Source organism: Paraburkholderia elongata (assembly GCF_013177735.1).
GTDB lineage: Bacteria > Pseudomonadota > Gammaproteobacteria > Burkholderiales > Burkholderiaceae > Paraburkholderia > Paraburkholderia elongata.
The window spans coordinates 1-20,022 of record NZ_WOEZ01000044.1 but is presented as its reverse complement, the minus strand read 5'-3'; the positions used below and the strand labels follow the sequence as shown (position 1 = coordinate 20,022).

18 protein-coding genes are annotated in these 20,022 nt (G+C 59.8%); 7 read left to right on the top strand and 11 right to left on the bottom strand.

Features of this window, described 5'->3' with window-relative positions:
• Positions 1–15 precede the first annotated feature (15 nt).
• From GNZ13_RS09620 to GNZ13_RS09575, 10 genes are all read right to left on the bottom strand, one after another.
• Positions 16–1,254 (bottom strand): 1-deoxy-D-xylulose-5-phosphate reductoisomerase, encoded by a 1,239-nt coding sequence (locus GNZ13_RS09620; RefSeq protein ID WP_172162764.1) that lies wholly within the window; start codon positions 1,252–1,254, stop codon positions 16–18.
• Positions 1,255–1,385: 131 nt separating this feature from the next.
• Positions 1,386–2,597 carry an NAD(P)/FAD-dependent oxidoreductase gene (locus GNZ13_RS09615; RefSeq protein ID WP_172162761.1) on the bottom strand — a complete coding sequence of 404 codons (1,212 nt, stop codon included), beginning with the start codon at positions 2,595–2,597 and terminating at the stop codon, positions 1,386–1,388.
• 84 nt (positions 2,598–2,681) lie between these two features.
• A complete protein-coding gene (locus tag GNZ13_RS09610) occupies positions 2,682–3,890 on the bottom strand; it encodes an MFS transporter (RefSeq protein WP_172162758.1) in 1,209 nt (402 codons plus the stop codon).
• A gap of 223 nt (positions 3,891–4,113) precedes the next feature.
• Positions 4,114–4,437: a 2Fe-2S iron-sulfur cluster-binding protein gene (locus GNZ13_RS09605; RefSeq protein WP_172162755.1), complete on the bottom strand. Its 324-nt coding sequence runs from the start codon at positions 4,435–4,437 to the stop codon at positions 4,114–4,116.
• A 77-nt stretch (positions 4,438–4,514) separates the two neighbouring features.
• Positions 4,515–5,636 carry a CaiB/BaiF CoA transferase family protein gene (locus tag GNZ13_RS09600; RefSeq protein ID WP_236001908.1) on the bottom strand — a complete coding sequence of 374 codons (1,122 nt, stop codon included), beginning with the start codon at positions 5,634–5,636 and terminating at the stop codon, positions 4,515–4,517.
• 97 nt (positions 5,637–5,733) lie between these two features.
• Positions 5,734–6,708, bottom strand: coding sequence for a phosphotriesterase family protein (locus tag GNZ13_RS09595; RefSeq protein WP_172162752.1), 975 nt, complete (start codon positions 6,706–6,708; stop codon positions 5,734–5,736).
• 31 nt (positions 6,709–6,739) lie between these two features.
• Positions 6,740–7,915, bottom strand: coding sequence for an acetyl-CoA C-acetyltransferase (locus GNZ13_RS09590; protein WP_172162749.1), 1,176 nt, complete (start codon positions 7,913–7,915; stop codon positions 6,740–6,742).
• Between the two features lie 39 nt (positions 7,916–7,954).
• Positions 7,955–8,554, bottom strand: coding sequence for an NADPH-dependent FMN reductase (locus tag GNZ13_RS09585; protein WP_172162746.1), 600 nt, complete (start codon positions 8,552–8,554; stop codon positions 7,955–7,957).
• A complete protein-coding gene (locus GNZ13_RS09580) occupies positions 8,547–9,800 on the bottom strand; it encodes an acyl-CoA dehydrogenase family protein (RefSeq protein ID WP_172162743.1) in 1,254 nt (417 codons plus the stop codon). The genes GNZ13_RS09585 and GNZ13_RS09580 overlap by 8 nt, the downstream gene beginning before the upstream one ends.
• 10 nt (positions 9,801–9,810) lie before the next feature.
• Complete coding sequence (locus GNZ13_RS09575; protein WP_172162740.1) at positions 9,811–10,917, bottom strand: acyl-CoA dehydrogenase family protein; 1,107 nt, start codon at positions 10,915–10,917, stop codon at positions 9,811–9,813.
• A 188-nt stretch (positions 10,918–11,105) separates the two neighbouring features.
• Between GNZ13_RS09575 and GNZ13_RS09570 the strand changes: the two genes are divergently transcribed.
• The 7 genes from GNZ13_RS09570 to GNZ13_RS09540 all read left to right on the top strand — a co-directional run bounded on the left by GNZ13_RS09570 (position 11,106) and on the right by GNZ13_RS09540 (position 18,355).
• A complete protein-coding gene (locus tag GNZ13_RS09570; RefSeq protein WP_172162737.1) occupies positions 11,106–12,005 on the top strand; it encodes an SDR family oxidoreductase in 900 nt (299 codons plus the stop codon).
• Positions 12,006–12,057: 52 nt separating this feature from the next.
• Positions 12,058–12,921, top strand: a complete 864-nt coding sequence (locus tag GNZ13_RS09565) for a MaoC/PaaZ C-terminal domain-containing protein (RefSeq protein ID WP_172162734.1) — start codon at positions 12,058–12,060, stop codon at positions 12,919–12,921.
• Positions 12,922–13,027: 106 nt separating this feature from the next.
• Positions 13,028–13,396 carry a MarR family winged helix-turn-helix transcriptional regulator gene (locus GNZ13_RS09560; RefSeq protein WP_172162731.1) on the top strand — a complete coding sequence of 123 codons (369 nt, stop codon included), beginning with the start codon at positions 13,028–13,030 and terminating at the stop codon, positions 13,394–13,396.
• Between the two features lie 67 nt (positions 13,397–13,463).
• Positions 13,464–13,913: a Zn-ribbon domain-containing OB-fold protein gene (locus tag GNZ13_RS09555; RefSeq protein WP_172162728.1), complete on the top strand. Its 450-nt coding sequence runs from the start codon at positions 13,464–13,466 to the stop codon at positions 13,911–13,913.
• A gap of 5 nt (positions 13,914–13,918) precedes the next feature.
• The gene (locus GNZ13_RS09550; protein ID WP_172162725.1) at positions 13,919–15,067 is read left to right on the top strand and encodes a thiolase family protein; all 1,149 of its coding nucleotides are present in this window, start codon (positions 13,919–13,921) and stop codon (positions 15,065–15,067) included.
• A gap of 42 nt (positions 15,068–15,109) precedes the next feature.
• Positions 15,110–17,044 carry a flavin-containing monooxygenase gene (locus tag GNZ13_RS09545; protein WP_172162722.1) on the top strand — a complete coding sequence of 645 codons (1,935 nt, stop codon included), beginning with the start codon at positions 15,110–15,112 and terminating at the stop codon, positions 17,042–17,044.
• Positions 17,045–17,140: 96 nt separating this feature from the next.
• Positions 17,141–18,355, top strand: a complete 1,215-nt coding sequence (locus GNZ13_RS09540) for an acetyl-CoA hydrolase/transferase family protein (protein ID WP_216674778.1) — start codon at positions 17,141–17,143, stop codon at positions 18,353–18,355.
• Here GNZ13_RS09540 and GNZ13_RS09535 read toward each other — a convergent pair.
• Positions 18,336–19,895 (bottom strand): flavin-containing monooxygenase, encoded by a 1,560-nt coding sequence (locus tag GNZ13_RS09535; protein WP_172162715.1) that lies wholly within the window; start codon positions 19,893–19,895, stop codon positions 18,336–18,338. The genes GNZ13_RS09540 and GNZ13_RS09535 overlap by 20 nt on opposite strands.
• Between the last annotated feature and the right edge of the window lie 127 nt (positions 19,896–20,022).

Genomic DNA, 20,022 nt, shown 5'->3' with positions numbered 1-20,022 from the left:
AGGCTTATCGATCTCTCACTGCACCGCTCCGCCCTCACCGCGGCCCGAAAGCCGCGAAGCAATAAACTCGAGCACCGCGCGACGGGCCGCGGCGTCGGCCTCGAGCACGTCGTCAATGCTTTCCGCGCTGCGGTTCGGCATCGCCTCGAGAACCGCGCCGACTGTCAGCGCGATGTCGGTGAAGCGAATGCGCCGCGCAAGGAACGCATCGACGGCCACTTCGTTTGCCGCGTTCAATGCAGCGCTCGCAATACCACCCATGGCGAGCGCCTGCATCGCAAGAGCAAGACAGGGAAAGCGCTCGTAATCCGGCTTTTCAAACGAGAGCGACGCGACCTGCGCGAGGTCGAGTTGCGTGGCACCCGACTCGACGCGCTCGGGAAAAGCGAGGGCATGCGCGATCGGCGTGCGCATGTCGGGATTGCCGAGTTGCGCAAGCACTGAGCCGTCCGCATAGGACACAAGCGAATGGATCACGCTTTGCGGATGGATGAGGACGGCGATGCGCTCGCTCGGCAAGCCGAACAACCAATGCGCCTCGATGACCTCGAGCCCTTTGTTCATCATCGTTGCCGAATCGACGGAAATCTTGCGGCCCATGACCCAAGTCGGGTGCTTGCATGCCTCTTCGGGTGTCACATCCACGAGGGTCGCCGGATCACGCGTGCGGAACGGCCCTCCCGAAGCGGTGAGGATGATTTTCGACACGCCACCGTGCAGCGATGCCTCGCCCGGCGGAGCGTCGCCCGGCGAAACTTCACGCGGCAAGCACTGGAAAATCGCGTTGTGCTCGCTGTCGACAGGAAGAAGCGTCGCGCCGCTATCGCGCACCGCATTCATGAAGATGGCGCCCGACATGACGAGCGCCTCCTTGTTCGCGAGCAGAATGCGCTTGCCCGCGCGCGCCGCCGCGAGCGTCGGTGCGAGACCTGCCGCACCAACGATCGCCGCAACTACGGTGTCACATCCAGCGCCCTTCGACACGTCCACCAGCGCCTCTGGACCGTAGGCGACTTGCGTCGCCGAACCGGCTGCGCGCAATTGCGTCTCGACGCTTGCCGCCGTATCGCCATCGCCGACTACCGCCACGTCAGGCCGAAACTTCAAGCATTGCGCAACGAGCTTCTCAGAGTTTCGATGGGCCGCGAGCGCATACACCGCGAAGCGATCTGGATGGCGGGCGACGACGTCAAGCGTGCTATCGCCTATCGATCCCGTCGAACCGAGGAGCGTCAACCGTTTTTTTGTTTTCATTCCGAGGACCCACCATGACAGCAACAAGGTCGCCCACTACGCCTTCTGAGGTCTCTGGGCGCTGATTCATGGGCGCGAGCTTATCTTTTCCGAATATGCTGCCCCATACACGTTGCGCCCATGTCGGCTCCTCACGCGTCTGCCAGTGGCACCGCAGGATCGGCTAATCTGCCGACGCCAGGTACGCGCCCCTCGGTAATCAGTCTCTTGCCAACTACAAAATCCTTCGCAGAGTTCACCGAGTTGACCGCAACGATCCTGCCTTCGCGCAAGTAGAAAGCGGCAAAGCGATTGTTCCCCGGGTCACCGCGGACGACGACCTGGTCGTCCGGCTGCGACAGGCCAGCGATCTGTAGCTTGATGTCGTACTGATCGGACCAAAACCACGGCAATTCGTGAAAGGGTTTGGGCCGGCCCAGGATTGCACTGGCCGCCGCGCGCGCCTGACCCACCGCCGCCGGCACCGATTCGAGCCGCAGCCGCTTTCCGATCACATCGTTGGGGTGGTTCGTTGCGTCGCCGATGGCAAAGATCGCAGGGTCGCTGGTTCGGCCGCAATCGTCGACGACGATGCCGTTCTCGACTGCCAGTCCTGCCGCGGCCGCGAGCTCCGCATTGGGGATGGAGCCAATCCCGACCACCACCACGTCCGCCAGAATTTCTGTCCCGTCAGTGAGGCGTACGGACTTCACCGAGCCTTCGCCAGTGAAGCCTTCCAGCACGGTGTCGAGGAGCACGTCGACACCGGCGGCCCGATGCACCTGGCAATAGAACTCGGCGATCTCGGCTCCGGCGACGCGAGCGAGCAGTCGCTTTTGCGTTTCGATGACCGTCACTCTGCAGCCGAGCTCGGTGGCGCTGGCCGCGACTTCAAGCCCCACGTAGCCGCCCCCGATGATCGCCAATCGCTTACCGGGACCCAGCCGCCCGGCGATTGCCTGCGAATCTGCAAGACTGCGCAGGTAAAAGACACCGTCCAGGTCGGCACCTGGCGCAGTCAGCCGCCGCGCTCGAGCACCAGTAGCCATCACCAGTTTGTCGTACGTGAGACGCTCTCCGGTCGACAGCCTTACGGTACGAGCCTTGCGATCGACCTCACTAACGCTCGTGCCGAGCCTAAGGTCAATTTTATTGTCGACATAGAACTGTTCGCGCTTGAGGAAGGTTCGCTCGAGCTCCACGCTACCGCTCAGAAGACCCTTGGATGTCGAAGGGCGATCATAAGGTCGATGGATTTCGTCGCCGATCATGATCAGATTGCCACCGAACTCGCCCGCGCGCAGGGAGTCCACCAATTGTGCACCGCCATGCCCGGCGCCGATCACGATGATTGTTTCAGGCATCCCTGGAGTTCCACACTGTTCTCTCAACCCGATCCCCCGGCGATCAGGCCGGAATGGATCGGAACGATTGGATGGGTTCCTCCGTCAGGCCACCGCACGTTGGCCTGGACGGAAAAACAGAACGAACACTGGCCCGACAAAGGCGAGCGCAATACCGACCACAACGAGTGCTTTGGGAAGTTCGAAAGAACGCCGCAACAGTGAAACGACCAGTGGATTGCCGATTGTCGCCAACATGATCGCGCCGTTCATCAGCCCGACTGCGCGGTTACGCATGTCGGGCGGCGTAGCATCGAGAACGATTGCCGAAATGACGGGAATGTAGAGGCCATAACCGATTCCGCCGATGATGTAACCGACTACTATCAAGCCGATGTCACCAGCACGTATCCCGGTTAAAGCGATCCCGATTCCCATGGTCAGACTCGAGACCAGGATCAATGTCGAATGATGGAGGCGTTTGCGCAGCGCCGCATAGGCGGCCGATGCCAATGCGCCCGTAACGATCGTCACAACAAGGATCAGCCCTCGAGCGAAGGAACTGGCTACGCCAGCGCCACTTAGAAGAAATGGCCCTTGCAGCGCCGGCACTGCCGCGCCAAACGCGAGAAGAAAGCTCAGCAGGTATAACGGCCAGAGCCGGACCTGATTCGAGCCCACGCTCGCGTGACTTTGACGAACCGAACGGGTTCCACTCTGGTCCCGGGTTGCAAGATAAGCCGCGGCAAGAGTCAGTGCGCCGATAAAATAAAAAACTGACGGCGCTCGCCAGTTGATATGGTCCACGAGCCAGCCGCCCGACACCAGCATCAGTATGTTGTAGATCAGAACGACGGCGTGGGCGTATCCCAGGATGCGGTTACGCTCGGTGCCCAGATACCACTCGGCGGTAAGCGCGGTGCACATGGTCGCGGCAGCGGCCCCACAGAGTCCCAGCAATAGTCGCGCGACAATCAGAACAGGAAGGTTGGGGGCCACGAGGCAAATCGCGCCCGCCGCTACGTAAGCAAGCAATGCTGTCAGCAGACACCGACGGATGCCGATGATGTCCGCGATCCATCCGCCAAGTGGCGCTCCGATCAACATGGCAAGCACCGGCAGTGCCAACACCATCTGGGCGACAAACGCTCCGTTACCGACTTCTTTGAACTGGCGCGCCATTTCGGGGAGAGCCGAAACCATCGCAAAAGGGACGGTGATGACGAGAGCCAATCCTGAAAGCGCGACGATGCTCCTTGCCGCCCGGATCGTCGACGATTCCGCGCCAGCAGCCGCTTCATATGACGTACCCATTGCTATGCTCCTCCATGCGATTTTCATCAGTTGTATCGTTCGCCACTTTCCGGAAGAACCTGGAAGTCTGGCAGTGTCTCTTAGACTTATCGTGACGATGAACGGCGACCACGGTGCTTACGCGTCGCAACATCGAGTTTGATGCCGCTAGCGCGGGCTGCAGCACCGTGTACTACCGAGGAGCCAGGTCGACGCGTCGCCATATCGGCTGACCAGCCAGGGATCAATATTGCGTCTCGGGAATGAAGATCCGAATTCCGTCGAGCGCCTCGTTCATGGAGATCTGGCAGCTAAGCCGGCTCCCCGATCGACGCGGCGACGCCGTTGCGTCCAGGAGCTCATTTTCGATATCTCCAACCGGCGGGAGTTTGCCGAACCACTCTTCGTCGACGTAGACGTGACATGTCGCGCATGAGAGATTGCCGCCACATTCCCCGTCAATCCCGTCCACTCCTATACCCCGGGCGCCCTCCATAAGGGTCGAACCTGCATCGACCTCGACGTTTTGCGCTTTGCCGTTGTAGTGTATGAATTTAACTGTCGGCATTCAATTGGTCCTCTTTTGGAGTCGTCAAACTGGAAACCTGGCGATAGTCGCCACCGGAGCCCGATCATCGACAATCTTCACTGTTGATGCGCATTGCACCCCCACACACCGAGAAGTTCGTCTCGCGTATTGCAGGCGGGTTTGGGCTCGGGATTGGGTGTACGGCTGAAGCGCGGTGCCGGGGCCGGATGCACTACGCCGTCGATCAAACGCAGCGTGTCCCGATCCTGCACTTGAGGGTGGGACGGCGCCTCATCCATCGACAGAATGCTTGCGACGCAGGCGTCGGTTCCCTCGAATATGGCCGACCATTCGGCACGCGTGCGCGATGCGAAGATCGTAGCAAGGCGAGCTCGCGGCGCCGGATCACCGGCCGAGGCATGCACCAGCGTATCCACCTCATCGCCAAGGCCAAGTCTTTCCAACAGAATGCGGCGGAACTCGGGCTCCAGCGGGCCGACGGAGACCCAGCCATCCTGGCAGCGGTACACGGTGTAATACCAGCAGCTGCCGTCGAGCAAATTGCCAGCCCGCTCCGCTGCCCAGCCACCCACTGATTTCACGCCATAGAGAGGCGCCATCAACATGGCAGCGCCGTCGACCATCGCCGCGTCGACGACCTGCCCTTGTCCCGACCGGCTTGATTCCAGTAGCGCGCTCACGATGCCGAGGGCGAGCAAAAGACCGCCGCCGCCATAGTCACCGACGAGATTGAGCGGCGGCACGGGCCCCGACTCCGCGGTTCCCATCGAATGCAGCGCACCGCTGATGGCGATGTAGTTGATGTCGTGGCCAGCCGTTTGGGCGAGTGGTCCGGAGCGCCCCCAACCCGTAACGCGCCCATAAACTAAGCGCGAGTTGCGAGCGAAGCAGGCATCGGGCCCTAGTCCGAGCCGCTCCATGACGCCGGGACGAAAACCTTCGATGAGGGCATCCGCCTGTGCAACAAGTGCGAGCACCTGGTCGCGCCCAGCCTCCGACTTCAGATCGGCGGTAATGGACCCCGCCCGCCCCCTGTCGAGCACGGGATTCAAGCGACGCTGCGCGGCCGCTGGACGTCTGATCCGGAGCACATTGGCGCCCATGTCCGCGAGGACCATCGCCGTGAAAGGCCCTGGGCCAATGCTCTCGATCTCCAGCACACGGATCCCCGACAGCGGCCCGTTTGCGCCTTGCATCTGCTGCCCCTCTTGCGCCATGCCACTCGCTCCCTGTGTCGACGCACGCTTGTCGTCGGATTGAAGGACTTCGCTGTGCGTTGCACGCCGTCTACGACTCAAACGTCGAATGACCGGATCAGTGCAGAGCGGCTTGCTTTTGCGCCGCGGCATTAGCGAACAACTGCCTGGGGTTGGAGACCAGAATGGTCTCGACGTCCTCGTCAGTGAGCCCCATTTCCTTCAGCCGCGGAATGATCGACTTGAAAATGTGGGTGATTCCCCAATTCGGCGCGATCTGCTCGAGATTCACCCCGAAACGTCCCAACAGGCAAACCGGATAGTCCTGCGAGATGACAACGTGTTCGCGCAACCCAGCCGCGACGAGCTGCATCAGGTTCTTCATGCGAGCATCGTCGGGAAGCAGAAAGTCCAGGCCGAAACGATCGAGACCGACAAACGCACCGCGCCGGGCAAGCGACGCCTGGTACCCGTGATCGTCCCGATCGCCGGAATGGCCAACGACCATGCAGTTGGCGTGTCCATGACAGGATTCGACGATGTCGATCTGATCATGTCCGTGGCTCGCCAACTGCGTGTGAGAAATGATTGGCGCACCCGTGAGCAGCGACGCCTGCGTGGCGACGGAAATCATCTTGCGCTCGTACTCGGTCGGCTCACCATGGGTGGCAATCTTGATGACGCCGGCCTTGATGCCCGTGTCCCCGATACCCTCTGTGATTTCCTTGACGTACAGCTCGAGGATGTCCTCAGCCGGCATCGTTCGGAACGTATAGGGCATCCCTTCGAACTCGTTGTAGACACCCGTTGCGCAGACGATGTTGATTCCGCTGCGCTGTGCGACTTCGGCAATGAACTCCGCGTCGCGACCGATATCCATCGGACAAGGGTCGATCATGGAATTGCAGCCGTATCCATGAAGCTCCTGAATGCGATCCACAGCCCGGGACATCGCCTCGCCGCGGATAAATTTCGGTGCCTTGAGATCCATACTCCATCCCGGCATGCCGACGAGCACATGCTCATGGATCAATGTCTTTCCCAGGGCCGACACCTCAACGGTGCCATCCGTCAACTGCACTTTCGTGTCCATGCGGGTCCTCCTTCAATGGCTCAATTTGGGGCTAAAGGCGTTCCACAATCGTGACGTTTGCCATGCCTCCACCCTCGCACATGGTTTGCAGACCGTACCGTCCGTTTCTCGCCTGCAAGGCGTGGATGAGGGTTGTCATCAGCTTGCAACCGGATGCTCCCAAGGGGTGTCCTAAGGCGAGCGCCCCTCCGTTCACGTTCATCTTCGAAAGATCGGCGCCGACCTTCCTGGCCCAAGCGAGCGGAATCGGCGCGAACGCTTCGTTGACTTCGTACAGGTCGATGTCTTCGATCGACATCCGGGCCTTGCGCAAGGCCGCTTGGGTCGCCGCGATAGGAACGTCGAGCATGACCACCGGATCGCCGCCCAACACCGACATGTGATGCACGCGAGCCAGAGGTGTCAGGCCTGTTTTCTTCAGCCCCGCCTCATTGACGATAAGCAACGCCGCGGCGCCATCGCAAAGCTGACTGGCATGCGCCGCACTCAGGATCCCACCCTCCGAGATCGGCTTCACACTCGCAATCGCCTCCAGTGAGGCGTCATAGCGAATTCCCTCGTCCCGGTCATGCAGGAACTCCTTTCCAGATTCCGGATCTCGCACCGGTACGGCTACGATCTCCTTTGCGAACTGCCCGCTTGTGGTCGCGTAAGCGGCCCGGCGATGGCTCAGAAGCGCAAATTCGTCGAACTCTGGCTTGCTCAGTTCATACATGGGAATCATGCGTGCGGCCCCATCGAACTGGCTGAATTTGATGCCCGGATATCTGGCTTGGCATCGTGGCCCCTGGTAATGGCCGAAGCCATGCTCGGATGGGAAGTGCGCAGCCAATCCCATCGGCGAGCGCGTCATGCTCTCGACCCCGCCCGCCAACACCACATCCATCACACCACTTTTCACGGCCTGGGCAGCAAAATGCAGCGCCTGCTGCGACGACCCGCAGGCACGATCCACCGTAGTGCCAGGAATGGTGTGGGGAAGAGACGAAGCCAGAACCGACTGCCGACCGATATTCGAAGCCTGTTCGCCCGCCTGAGTCACACATCCGAAAACGACATCCTCGATCACAGCAGGATCAATGCCGCTGCGCTCGAGAAGCGCATCGATGACGAATCCGCCGAGATCGGCGGGATGCCAGTGCTTGAGACGGCCCCCTTTCTTGCCGCCAGCCGTCCTCACTGCGGCCACGATGTACGCTTCGTTCATTTCGTTTCACTCCTGAATAGAAGACAGTTCGCCATTCGCTCAAGCAAGCGCGCCACCGTGAAGACGATGTCCGGCGAACTCGACGACTTGGCGCCCCACAGTGGCGAGTTGGTCCGCGACAGAATCGTCAAGACAGACTCCGTCCTTGAAAGGGCTTTTGCTCGTGTTGACCGTGCAGCCAAAAGGCGTAGGCCAGCCGCGCAGTGCATGCACGATCGATCGCAGCGCCACCAAAGTAGTGCCCGTCGCTTGCCACCCATATGCCGTGACGATCAACCCTACTGGCAGTCCGTGCAGATAGGGGCGCGCGTCCTTCGATGTCAATTCCAGATAGTCGATCGCGTTTTTGACGAGTCCCGAAATGGAGCCGTGGTAGCCCGGGCTCGCGAGAATGATCCCGTCGGCTTCGCGCACAGCCGCGATCAGACGCTGCGCCTGGGTGCAACTGTTTTCCGCCACGGTCAAGAAGTGCGGCAACGCCACCAACTCCCGGTGACCGAATCGCTCGATACGCGCGCCTGCGGCAGCGGCAGCGGCAGCATCCAAAGCGACGTCGAGAGCCTGCTCGGTAGAGGAGACTGCTTGTGCGGTGCCGCCGATCCCGACGATCAAAGGCCCACCAGAGGAAGAATCACGCATGATCGTCACGCTTACCGGAAGAAATATTGTTGAAGGGGATGCCCTTGTCGGCACGGAATTCCTGCGGCAGGCCCAAGACGCGCTCCGCTATCACGTTTCTCAAGATCTCGTCCGTGCCGCCTTCAATACGCGTCCCCGCCGAGCGCAGGAGCATGGCCTGAAAGCGGCCGGTATCAAGGGCCTCGGAACCGTCGAGCAAGCCGTGCTGCGCCTGCAGATCGATGGCAAAGGTGGCGATGTCCTGCATCGTTGCGCCAGCAACCAGCTTGCCGATCGAGTTTTCGGGTCCCGGCGCAATACCTTTTGAAAGGGCCGACATGCTGCGCGCGGCGGTGTGACGCAGTCCGCTTTCGCGAACGGCCCAGGTGGCGAGTTTCGAGCGAACCGACCGGTCATCTGTCGCCATGCCCGATCCGATCCGGTATGACATGCAGAACTGAATCAACTCAGGCAAGCCGGTCGACATGCCTGCGCCGATCGACAGACGCTCGTTCATCAGCGTGGTAAGCGAAACTGTCCAGCCTTGTCCGGGTGCGCCTAATCTTTGCTCATCCGGGACGCGAACCTCGTCGAAAAAAACTTCGCTGAAGCCGGATCCACCGTTGATCTGCTTGATGGGGCGGAACTCGACGCCTGGTGAGCGCATGTCGATAAAGAACATGGTCAAGCCGGCGTGCTTGGGTACGCTCGGGTCGGTCCGAGTCAACAATATTGCGAAATCGGCCACGTGTGCGCGACTGGTCCAGACTTTCTGACCATTGACAACCCAATGATCGCCCTGTCTTTCCGCACGGGTCCGCAGACCGGCGAGATCCGATCCGGCAGCGGGCTCGGAGAACAGTTGGCACCAGACTTCATCGCCACTGGCCATGGGCGGGAGATAGCGCCGTTTCTGTTGCTCGGTGGCCCATGCCATCAACGTAGGGCCGCACATCCCCAAACCAATTCCGAACAGTCGCGAGAGTCGCGAGTAAACGCCCTCTTCCTGTTGCCAGATGATGCGCTCGATCGGGCTCGCCGAACGGCCCCCGTATTCCTTTGACCAATGCAGGCACGACCATCCCGCATCGCGCTTGCGTCGCTGCCACGCCTTGGACGCAGCCACGACGTCCGCGCTCTTAAGCTTGAGGTCGCCAAACGGCGCCCCCTTCAGTTCCTCTTCCAGATGATGCGGCGCATTGTCGTCGAGCCACTGCCGCGCTTCGGCGCGAAAGCGCGCCTCTTCAGGACTGTCCTGGAAATTCATTGCACCGCTCCTAAACCACGCCCGACGTTTTGATGCACTCGATCAAGCGATCCTCCCAGTACATCGGGCCGCGCAGATTGACCGCCAGCAGGTTGGAACGGCGGTAGTACAGATGGCAGTCACTCTCCCACGTGAAGCCCATACCGCCATGTACCTGGATGTTGTTCTTCGCGCAGTGCCGGAACGCCTGCGTCGCGCTTACACGCGCGGATGCAGCCGCCTGGGGTAACTCAGCCGAATCGACCGACAGCGCCCAGGCGGCGTAGTACGCGTTGGAGCGCGCCAACGTCGCAGAGACATACATGTCGGCCATCATGTGCTTGAGCGCCTGAAACGAACCGATCTGGCGGCCGAAAGCGCGGCGTTCGAGCGAGTAGTCGCGCGCCATTTCAAGAGCGCGGTCGGCACCTCCGACCTGCTCGAAGGCAAACAACACCGCCGCCCGGTCGAAAACGCTTTCGATCTTTGATGAATCTCCCGTCCCCAGAGGCTCGACCGGCGTCTCGTCAAAGCTCAAGCGCCCCTGCCCCCGGGTCGGGTCAATCGTGGAAACCGCCTCGCGACTGGCTCCCGCAGCGGCCAGGTCTGCGATAAAAAGCTGCGGGTGGTCGTCGTCACCTCGTGCGGAGACGATCGCAAAATCGGCAATCATCCCGTCCGGCACCGGAATCTTCACACCTGAGAGCTTTCCTTTGGATACCTTCGCGTGAACCTTCTGGTCACCAGCGTCGCTGACTTCGGTCAGCGCCACCGTTCCCACCGCTTCGCCACTTGCTATCAGGGGTAGCCACCGCTCCTTCTGAGCTTCGCTGCCGGACGCCAACAAAAACTCGGCAGCCAGGTAAACCGACGAGGAGAACGGCACCGGCGCCAGTGAGCGGCCCAATTCCTCTGCGACGACGCAGAGCTCCAGGTAACCCAGTCCCAAGCCACCGTACTCCTCCGGAATCGCCGTCGCGGTGAAACCCAGTTCGATCAATCCCGCCCAGAGTGCCGGGTCATGGGTATGTCCTGCATCCAATACCGCTCGAACGACGTCACGTGAACTGGTCTTCTCGAGAAAACGCCGGACGTGATCTTTCAATTGCTTCTGGTCGTCTGAGAAATCGAAATCCATCTTGTCTCCCGCAGCCAACTTTCGGTTTGGCCCCCGTCGAGTGACGTGGGGTTCGTATGCAGCCAAGACTATCCCAATTATTTTGGTTCGGCAAGCCAAATTGTATGGCACCGAATAGTATTGACAACCGAACTATCACGTGTGACCATGAAGACTCGAAACCGGACAACAGAAAGAGGACTAGCGTCATGTCGAAACTTTGCGAAGGTCGTGTCGTTATCGTCACAGGAGCAGGCCGTGGTATCGGCCGCGAATACGCGTTGATGCTCGCCGCCCACGGTGCAAAGGTCGTCGTGAATGATCTCGGCGGCGCTCTCGACGGCGTCGGGGCGGACGCGACTCCCGCCCAACAGGTTGTGAACGGGATTCGAGCGGCGGGCGGCGAAGCAGTGGTGGACGGCAACGACGTCAGCGACTGGAACGGCGCAAAAGCCCTCATTGGCAAAGCTGTCGAAAGCTTCGGCAGATTGGATGTTCTCGTCAACAACGCCGGCATTCTGCGTGACCGTATGATCACGAATATGGAAGAGGCTGAGTGGGATGCAGTGATGAAGGTCCATCTGAAAGGGACGTTTGCACCAACCCGTCACGCTGCTGCCTATTGGCGCGAGGAGAGCAAGCGGCTAGGCGCTCCGCTCGACGCTCGTGTCATCAACACCAGTTCCGTGTCAGGCATCTACGGCAACATTGGCCAGGCGAACTATGGCTCCGCCAAGGCCGGGATCGCCACGTTCACGATCATCGCATCGCGCGAACTTCGCCGTTACGGCGTCACCGTCAATGCGATCGCACCCGTCGCCAATACGCGCCTCACCGAAAACCTTCGCGAATACACAGAGGAAGAGAAGCGGCGCCGCGACCCACGCTGGATTGCGCCTGTCGTGACGTGGCTCGCGAGCGCTGAATCCTCCGGCGTCAGCGGACGCGTCATCGAATCCGGCAATGGAATCATGGCAGTCGCCGAGGGGTGGCACCGCGGCCCGACGGTCGACCAGATGGAAGATCCCGCTGCCATCGGGCCCGTGTTGATCGACCTGATTGAGCGCGCCAGAAAGAATGCCGGCATCAACGGCGCCGATCTGGACTGAGTCCCCCGTAGGGCAGCATGCCGACCATCGATAACTGACCGTCGAGACCTCCATGGCCGTGACCATTGAACAGTTGCAGGCGATTCGCGCAGAAGCGGCGCGCTTCTCGTACTCCGACCGCGAAAGCTTCCTGTACGCCTTATCGGTAGGGTTTGGGCGAGACCCGCTGAACCCCGGCGAACTGCCGTACGTTTGCGAAAACGAAGACGCCATACGCACCGTTCCGACCATGGCGACAGTACTGACGCAGTTTTCGGCGCTACGCGAAAGTGGCATCGATTACTCGAAGGTCCTGCACGCGGAACAGAGGCTTAAGGTATTTCGGCCCCTGCCTGCGGCGGCCACTATCGTGGCCGATTATGGGGTTACGGCGGTCGTCGATAAAGGACCGGAGAAGGGAGCGCTGATCTTCGTCGAGACCCGCGTACGAAACGCCGATGACGGTCAGCCGCTCTATACGGCCGGCGCCACGATAATGGCCCGCGGCGATGGCGGGATCGGCAGCGTAGGGGATGCACCGGATGTGCTCCCTTCCCCTCCGGCTCGCGCACCCGACCAGGTGGTTTCGTTCCAGACGCTGCCCGGTCAGGCACTGCTCTATCGTCTCAACGGTGACCGGAACCCGTTGCACTCCAATCCCGCGATGGCCTTGCGTGGCGGATTCAGTCAGCCGATTCTCCATGGCCTGTGTACTTACGGCGTCGCCTGCAAGACGATCATCGCGTCGATTTGCGGCTACGATCACGCTCGCATCGAGCAGTTCGACGTGCGCTTCACGTCGCCCGTCTACCCTGGCGAGCAGCTCGACATCGATATCTGGAATGAAGGCACGAGTGTCATGTTCCGCTGCCGCGCGCCGGCACGGAACGTGATCGCGCTGAACAACGGCGTTTGCACATTTCGCGCGTTCGCGTGACGACGGCTTCCTTTTAAGCTCTTACGGATACCCGATGAGTAAAAGTACCCCAAAGCCGTCTTTATCAGACGCGCAGTTTGCGCCGGTTCGCGCAATCACGGCAATCGTGCGCGAATTCGACAAGATTGCGCGAGACACTCCGGTCAGCATCACGCAGTATCGCTTGATGCTGTATCTGAAAGATGGTCCCCGCAGCGCCGGAGAGGTCGCAGCCACCAGCCTGGTGAGCAAGGCCACGATTTCCGGTCACATTGCCTCGCTTCGCGAGAATGAATGGATCAGCGCGGAGATCGAAGCCCATGATCGACGGGTGACGAGATTATTGCTGACCGAAACAGGCCGCGAGGCGCTGGCGGATTTCGAACGGCTGCTGCTCAACTGCCTGAAATCTTTCATATCGGAAGACGACCGCGCGCGCGTGCTCTCAGACCTGACCCACCTTTATACGTCGCTTTCCGCAATACGTGAAACCTGATACGCCGATTTTGAATCGCCCTCGTATCGCTTCGTCCCACCCTCCGACCTCGACAAGTGAGTTCGCCATGCTCAAGACGCCTGCCCCTCCGGACGCCACAAAGCAAACCAAACCGATTGTGCCGTACCTGAAGCTCGGTGAAACAGATGCCCCCTACCTCGAGGGCTTGCGCTGTTCCTCCTGCAATGCCGTTTTTATCGGCGCGCGCGACAGGTGCAGCCAATGCTTCTGCGACGACCTGACTCCGTTTCAACTGTCCGACACCGGGCGGCTGTACAACTGGACCATCGTATATCGCAACTTTCCTGGCATACGGGTTCCGTTCATATCCGCTGTTGTCGATCTCGACGGCGGCGGGACCGTAAAGGGCAATCTGGTGGACATCGAGCCCGATCCGGGCATGGTCAAGTTCGATATGCCGGTGAAGCTGGTGTATCGACCTGTGGATGAGACCGACGCCGAGGGCAACCTGTATGTCAGTTACTTCTTCGTTCCCGCTCAATCAACTGGGAGTTAAAGCTCATGACGGACGTCTGCATCGTTGGTTCTGACATGACCCGCTTCGGCCGCTACCCGGAGCAGAATGTTCCAAGCATAGGTGCTCAGGGCGCGCTACTCGCACTCAAAGACGCGGGGCTGTCCATCAAGGACATTCAGGCCTTGTACTGCGGCAATCAGCTCGAAGCCAAGGCGATGTCAGGGCAACGCATTTTGCACCTGATCGGCCAGACCGGAATTCCGGTTGTCAACTGCGCGAATGCCTGCGCAACCGGGGCCACCGCGCTGCGTGAAGGTTGGATCGCAATCAAGGCTGGGCTCTATGACCTGGTGCTTTGCGTAGGCGTCGAGCAAATGGGGCGAGGACTGCTGGGAGGCACAGCCGCGCCGAACGGAATCCCCGTGGAGGGATTGTTGGGATCCGGCACCATGCCGGCCGTATTTGCAAAGGTGGGCATGGAGCACGCGAGAAAGTACGGCACCACCTTCGAGCAGTTTGCGAAGGTGTCGGTGAAGAACCACTTCCACTCGCAGTTCAATCCCAAGGCTATGTATCAGAAGCCCGCCGCGCTCGAAGAAGTCATGGGTGCCGAAATGATTTCGTATCCAAACACGAAGCTGATGTGCTCCGTCAACGTCGATGGCGCCGCAGCCGTGGTACTCGCTTCGGCGAAGAAGGCGCGGGAACTGGGCCTGCGCTCGCGAGCCATCACGATCCGTGCCTCTACCTTGACGAGCGATCCTTATTCGGAACGCGATCTGGTCATGCACGACTTCAATGCCTGCACGAGGCTCGCCGCGCGCCACGCCTATGAAGAGGCTGCGCTGGGACCGGAAGACATCGATATGGTGGAACTGCACGACTGCTTCGCGACCGCCGAGATTGTCCACTACGAAAATCTGGGACTCGCAAAAGAAGGAGAAGGTGCGACGCTCATCGAGACCAAGGCTACCTATAACGGCGGCAGAATTCCGGTCAATGTCTCCGGTGGGCTTCTTTCGAAGGGCCACCCTCTCGGCGCCACAGGCATTGCGAACATCTGTGAGGTAGTCAGTCACCTCCGCGGAGAGGCCGGCAGCCGACAAGTGCAAGGGGCCCGTATTGGCCTCACGCATGTCGTCGGTATTGGAAGCGCGGCCTCGGTGCATATCCTCGAACGCGCCTATCCTTGAGCGCGTCCTGGCATGGCGAAACCATTTCTACCGGAGATTGCCTTGGAAACTGGGCTGCCTGTTGAAACGAGAGACCTTCGGAAAGCACTGGACGAAGCCGACATCGTTCCGCTCCTCATGGTTCTGGTGCAGTTCACCGGCGACATTGACCTGATGGAGCGGTGTGCGCCGTACATCCATGGACCCTTCGACGCGCAACAGAAGATTCCGCAGCCGTTGCGGCAGGAAATCGTCGACAAGCTGATTCGCCTGTTCGATCGGCGCCCGCACATCTCCGAAGGGGCAATGCACGAACCAGACGATGCCTTGCTTCTACGCATGATGAGCGTCGCGGTTGGACAGTCCGTGCCAGCCATCTACACGCAGATGATGCGTGAGGACTTGCGCTTCGATGGTCGCGATCCGGCCGCGATTCAATGGTCGACTCGAGCCTCTGACGATCAACGACAGCGATTTCGCGTCGCCATCATCGGAGCTGGAGTATCAGGTGTGCTGGCCGCGATCCGGCTGCATCAGGCCGGCATCCCGTTCGCGCTGTTCGAGAAGAACGAGGACGTTGGTGGCACCTGGTTGGAAAACCGCTATCCCGGCTGCGGCTGTGACACACCCAACCACTTCTACTCCTACTCGTTCGATCTGCACGCGGGATGGTCCGAGTACTACTCGAAACGCGACGAATTGTGGGCCTACGTACGTCGCTGCGTCGACAAATATGGCATCGCGTCGGACATTCGCTTCGCGACTCGCGTGATTTCCGCCCACTATGATGAGCCGAGCCACGTCTGGCAAGTCCGCTCGCAGAAAGGAAATCAGTTCGGCACTGAAACGTTCAGCGCCATCATCTCGGCAGTCGGGCAGTTGAATCTCCCCAGCATTCCGAAGATCCCCGGTGCGGAGTCATTCGCGGGACCTTCGTTTCATACCGCGCGGTGGCCGGAGGGTCTTTCCGTTGCGGGCAAGCGCGTGGCCATCATCGGTACCGGGGCGAGCGCCATGCAGGTCGGGCCGGCAATCGCGTCTCAGGTCGAGCGCCTTTCGATCTTTCAGCGCTCCCCGCAATGGATGATTCCGAACCGGAACTACCACCGCACGGTGACACCGAACGTCCAGTGGTTGCTCGAAAAACTCCCTTTCTATAGCCGCTGGTATCGCTTCCTGCTGATGTGGGGGTTTGGCGACAACCTGCATCAGCATCTTCAGGTTGATCCGGAGTGGCCAAATCCGACTGTGTCGACGAATGCCAAGAATCATGAGTTCCGCGCATTCGCTATGCGTCACATCGAGAAGGAGGTAGGGGACGATCCGGAGTTGCTCAAAAAGGTAATGCCAAAATACCCGATCTTCGGAAAGCGCCTGTTGATGGACAATCACTGGTACAAGATGCTGAGGCGGGAAAATGTCGACCTCATCGACACGCCCATCAAGGAAATTGAAGCCGATGGAGTCGTTACATCCGACGGCGTTCGGCACTCGGCCGATGTGATTGTCTACGCGACCGGGTTCCAGGCTCAACGCATGCTTGCCGGAATCGACATCGTGGGACTGGGCGGAGAACATCTGCGAGACCGCTGGGGCGACGACGATCCGCGCGCCTATCTGGGAATGACCGTGCCGGGTTTTCCGAATTTGTTCGTCCTCTACGGTCCAAACACCAATCTGGCTCACGGCGGGAGTGCCATCTTCAACTCAGAGTGCCAGGTTCGATACGTGATGCGATCGATCCAGTACCTGATCGAGAACGGCTTGTCGGCCATGGACGTTCGCCGCGACGTCCACGACGAATACAACCAACGCGTCGATGAGGCCACATCTCGCACCGTATGGGCGCTTCCCGGAATCAGCAACTGGTACAAGAATCGATCGGGACGTATCACGCAGAACTCCCCTTGGACCATGTGCGAGTATTGGCACATGACAAAGGAGATGAATCCTGTGGATTACGCATTCGCGCTGGCAGATTTGTGCCAGCAGACGTAAGCGCGGCACATCGGTAGCTTTTAAAAGGACACGCTTACGATGGGTCGGCTTTGCACCGCTCTCCAAGTGGTCGGGACTCTGAGACCGAATACCACCGTGTACGTACCCGGCATGACGGGTGAGAGCCTGAGCTTTCTGCGCGCATTGCAGGCCTCTCCCGAGCGGGCCGAAGACGTTCGCTTCGTCGGCGTTCATTTCCCGAGCGTCAACCGCAGCGACTATCTCGGGATTCATCCGCGAGCCCGGCAGCGAGCTTACTTCATGAGTCCACTGTCAAGGGACGGAATAGCGCAAGGCCGTGTAGAGATCGTGCCGCTAGACTACCCGGGCGCGTTCCGTGACCTTCAGGCAACCGATATTGATCTGGCTGTATTGCAAGTCTCGCCGCCCGACGAGCGGGGAATGTGCAGCACCGGAATCTGCTGCGATTTTCATCCCGCCGTCTGGGCAAGTGCACGGCGGCGCATATTGCATATCAACCCCGCCCTGCCCCGCACCCGCTCCAGCTTTTCCGTCCCATTCGCCGAATGCGACGGCGCGTTCGAGGAGCAATCGGAACTGGTGACTTTCGATTCAGGGATTGTCGATGACACGATGATGCAGCATGCGCGCCTGGTGGCGTCGCAGATCCGTGACGGCGACGTTCTTGAGTTTGGCATAGGCAAACTGCAAGCTGCTGTGCTAGCCGCGCTTCGCAACCATCGGAGACTACGCGTCTGGTCAGGCATGGCGTCGGAACCTATCGTGCAACTGCTTGATAGCGGCACCATTTCGGGTCGCGACAGCATCGAGATCGGTGTAGCACTTGGAAGTTCGTCGTTCTACGATCGCGTTGGCAGGGACGAGGCTTTCTATTTCCGGCCGGTCAGCGAAACGCACGATGTTCGCCGGATGATGGACATCGAGAATTTCTGTGCGATCAACTCGGCTGTAGAGGTCGACCTGTTTGGCCAGATCAACGCTGATATGGCTGGCGGGCGGCTCATTGCCGGCGTTGGTGGATTGCCCGCGTTTGCCTCCGCCGGCATTCTGGCGCCTCGGGGTCGCTCCATCATTGCGCTGCCCGCTACGACAGCAGATGGCAAGGCCAGCCGGATCGTCGCTCATTTGGGTAACGAGAGCCTCTGCGCGATTCCCCGACATGGCGCCGATCGGGTCATCACTGAATACGGTATAGCCTCACTCAAAGGGCTGTCCGTGCACGCTCGTGCCGAGGCCCTGATCTCGATTTCGGCCCCGCGTTTTCGCAATGAACTTGCGCAGGCGTGGGCTGGAATCGCGGCACGCCTGATCACATCCGGGCAAGTTTAAAGCCGGGATATCCGCTCTGCGCTATCTCGTCGCAGATCTTCCGGTAAGTCGGTCCGCCACCGATATAGGTCAGCGCTCGGCGCGTTACCCTGCCATCCGGATGACGCTTGACTTTGACCCACCAGGCATCATCGCTTGCCGTGAGCAGCGTCTTTTCGAAGTCGGCGTAAATCTCCGCAGTCCACTTTTCCTGCGCATCCTCATTGGCCTCCACGAAGTTCAGTTTGCGTTTGCGCAGGTAATCCAGCATCTCGCAAAGCCACTCGACTTGCAGATTTCCGCAAACGCCAACGTTGCAGAAGGTGGCTCCGTTATGTGGCCCAGCGAGGGTAAACAGATTCGGGAATCCAGAGACTTGCAGTCCCAAATAGGTGACTGGGCCGACATCCCAAACATCGGCCAGTCTGACGCCCTGTTTCCCCTTGAAATCAATGCGCTCGATTGCGCCGGTAACTCCTACGAAGCCGGTCGCATAAATAATCATGTCGAGATCGTAGTGGGCGGACCCGGTCTTCAGTCCGGTTGGCGTAACCCTCTCAATCGCGTCTTCCTTGACGTCTACCAAATGTACGTTTTTTCTGTTGTATGCCTCGTAGTAGTTGGTCTCCATCGGAATGCGCTTACTTCCAAATGGATGCTTCGGAATAAGCTTCTCGGCAACCGTGGGGTCTTTCACACGCTGCCGTATCTTCCTCGCCACGAATTTGGAAACGAAATCATTTGTCTCGCGGCAGGTGATGATGTCGCGATAGTTGCCAAGCCAAATACCATACCCGGGAGTCGAATAGAGCTTTTCGAGGAAAGCTTCACGGTCTTCGGGTGCATCCTGCACGCCATCACGGTCGACAGGCGAGTAGATGAAACCGAACGGCGTGGTCTTTACGTGCGCCAGCAACGCCTTCCGCGTCCCACGAATCTCCTCCATCTCTTCCTTCGAGAGCGGTGAGTTTCGCAAAGGGGTACACCAGTTGGGCGATCTCTGGAAGACGAACAATTCTTGTGCCGTTTTGGCAATCTCGGGGATCAACTGCACACCGGTAGCGCCCGTCCCGATCACACCAACGCGCTTTCCTTCGTAGCTGAAACGCGCTCCTCCTACCCCGCCATCGGGATCGGCAGGCCAACGAGAGGTATGGAACGAGACCCCATTGAAAGCGCCCATTCCTTCGAATTCAGGCAATCTCGTCGCCGATAGCAAGCCGACGGCGGTTACGAGGTATGTGCAGGTCGCAGCACTCCCGTCATCCAGTTGCACCGTCCATACATTGCGAGCATCGTCGTAAGTCGCGCCGACAACGCCAGTGCTGAACTGGATGTTCTTGCGGACGTCCATCTTGTCGGCGGCAGCGCGAACGTATCGCAGCAGCTCTTCCTGCCCGGCAAATCGCTCGCTCCACGACCAGTCCGGGACTATGTCATTCAAAAAGAAATAGGCATAGGTGAAGCTCTCCGTATCGAGCCGGCACCCTGGATAACGGTTCCAATACCATGTGCCTCCGACATCACTGCCCTTTTCGTATCCTCTTACCGAAAATCCCATGGCGGTTTCAAGAGTGAAGCGCAACAGCGGGTTAATGAACGGAAGCTGATGTTATCGAAGCGGTTGCGAGCATACGTTCGAACACCTCGAATGGCGAATGAAATGCATGGGTAGCACGCGGTCGGCT

Coding starts and splice junctions, on each gene's coding strand:
- GNZ13_RS09580 (WP_172162743.1), bottom strand. CDS start 9,800: ATGAATTTCCAGGACAGTCCTGAAGAGGCGCGCTTTCGCGCCGAAGCG.
- GNZ13_RS09550 (WP_172162725.1), top strand. CDS start 13,919: ATGACGGACGTCTGCATCGTTGGTTCTGACATGACCCGCTTCGGCCGC.
- GNZ13_RS09595 (WP_172162752.1), bottom strand. CDS start 6,708: ATGGACACGAAAGTGCAGTTGACGGATGGCACCGTTGAGGTGTCGGCC.
- GNZ13_RS09575 (WP_172162740.1), bottom strand. CDS start 10,917: ATGGATTTCGATTTCTCAGACGACCAGAAGCAATTGAAAGATCACGTC.
- GNZ13_RS09585 (WP_172162746.1), bottom strand. CDS start 8,554: ATGCGTGATTCTTCCTCTGGTGGGCCTTTGATCGTCGGGATCGGCGGC.
- GNZ13_RS09605 (WP_172162755.1), bottom strand. CDS start 4,437: ATGCCGACAGTTAAATTCATACACTACAACGGCAAAGCGCAAAACGTC.
- GNZ13_RS09555 (WP_172162728.1), top strand. CDS start 13,464: ATGCTCAAGACGCCTGCCCCTCCGGACGCCACAAAGCAAACCAAACCG.
- GNZ13_RS09570 (WP_172162737.1), top strand. CDS start 11,106: ATGTCGAAACTTTGCGAAGGTCGTGTCGTTATCGTCACAGGAGCAGGC.
- GNZ13_RS09615 (WP_172162761.1), bottom strand. CDS start 2,597: ATGCCTGAAACAATCATCGTGATCGGCGCCGGGCATGGCGGTGCACAA.
- GNZ13_RS09535 (WP_172162715.1), bottom strand. CDS start 19,895: ATGGGATTTTCGGTAAGAGGATACGAAAAGGGCAGTGATGTCGGAGGC.
- GNZ13_RS09565 (WP_172162734.1), top strand. CDS start 12,058: ATGGCCGTGACCATTGAACAGTTGCAGGCGATTCGCGCAGAAGCGGCG.
- GNZ13_RS09600 (WP_236001908.1), bottom strand. CDS start 5,636: ATGGCGCAAGAGGGGCAGCAGATGCAAGGCGCAAACGGGCCGCTGTCG.
- GNZ13_RS09590 (WP_172162749.1), bottom strand. CDS start 7,915: ATGAACGAAGCGTACATCGTGGCCGCAGTGAGGACGGCTGGCGGCAAG.
- GNZ13_RS09620 (WP_172162764.1), bottom strand. CDS start 1,254: ATGAAAACAAAAAAACGGTTGACGCTCCTCGGTTCGACGGGATCGATA.
- GNZ13_RS09610 (WP_172162758.1), bottom strand. CDS start 3,890: ATGGGTACGTCATATGAAGCGGCTGCTGGCGCGGAATCGTCGACGATC.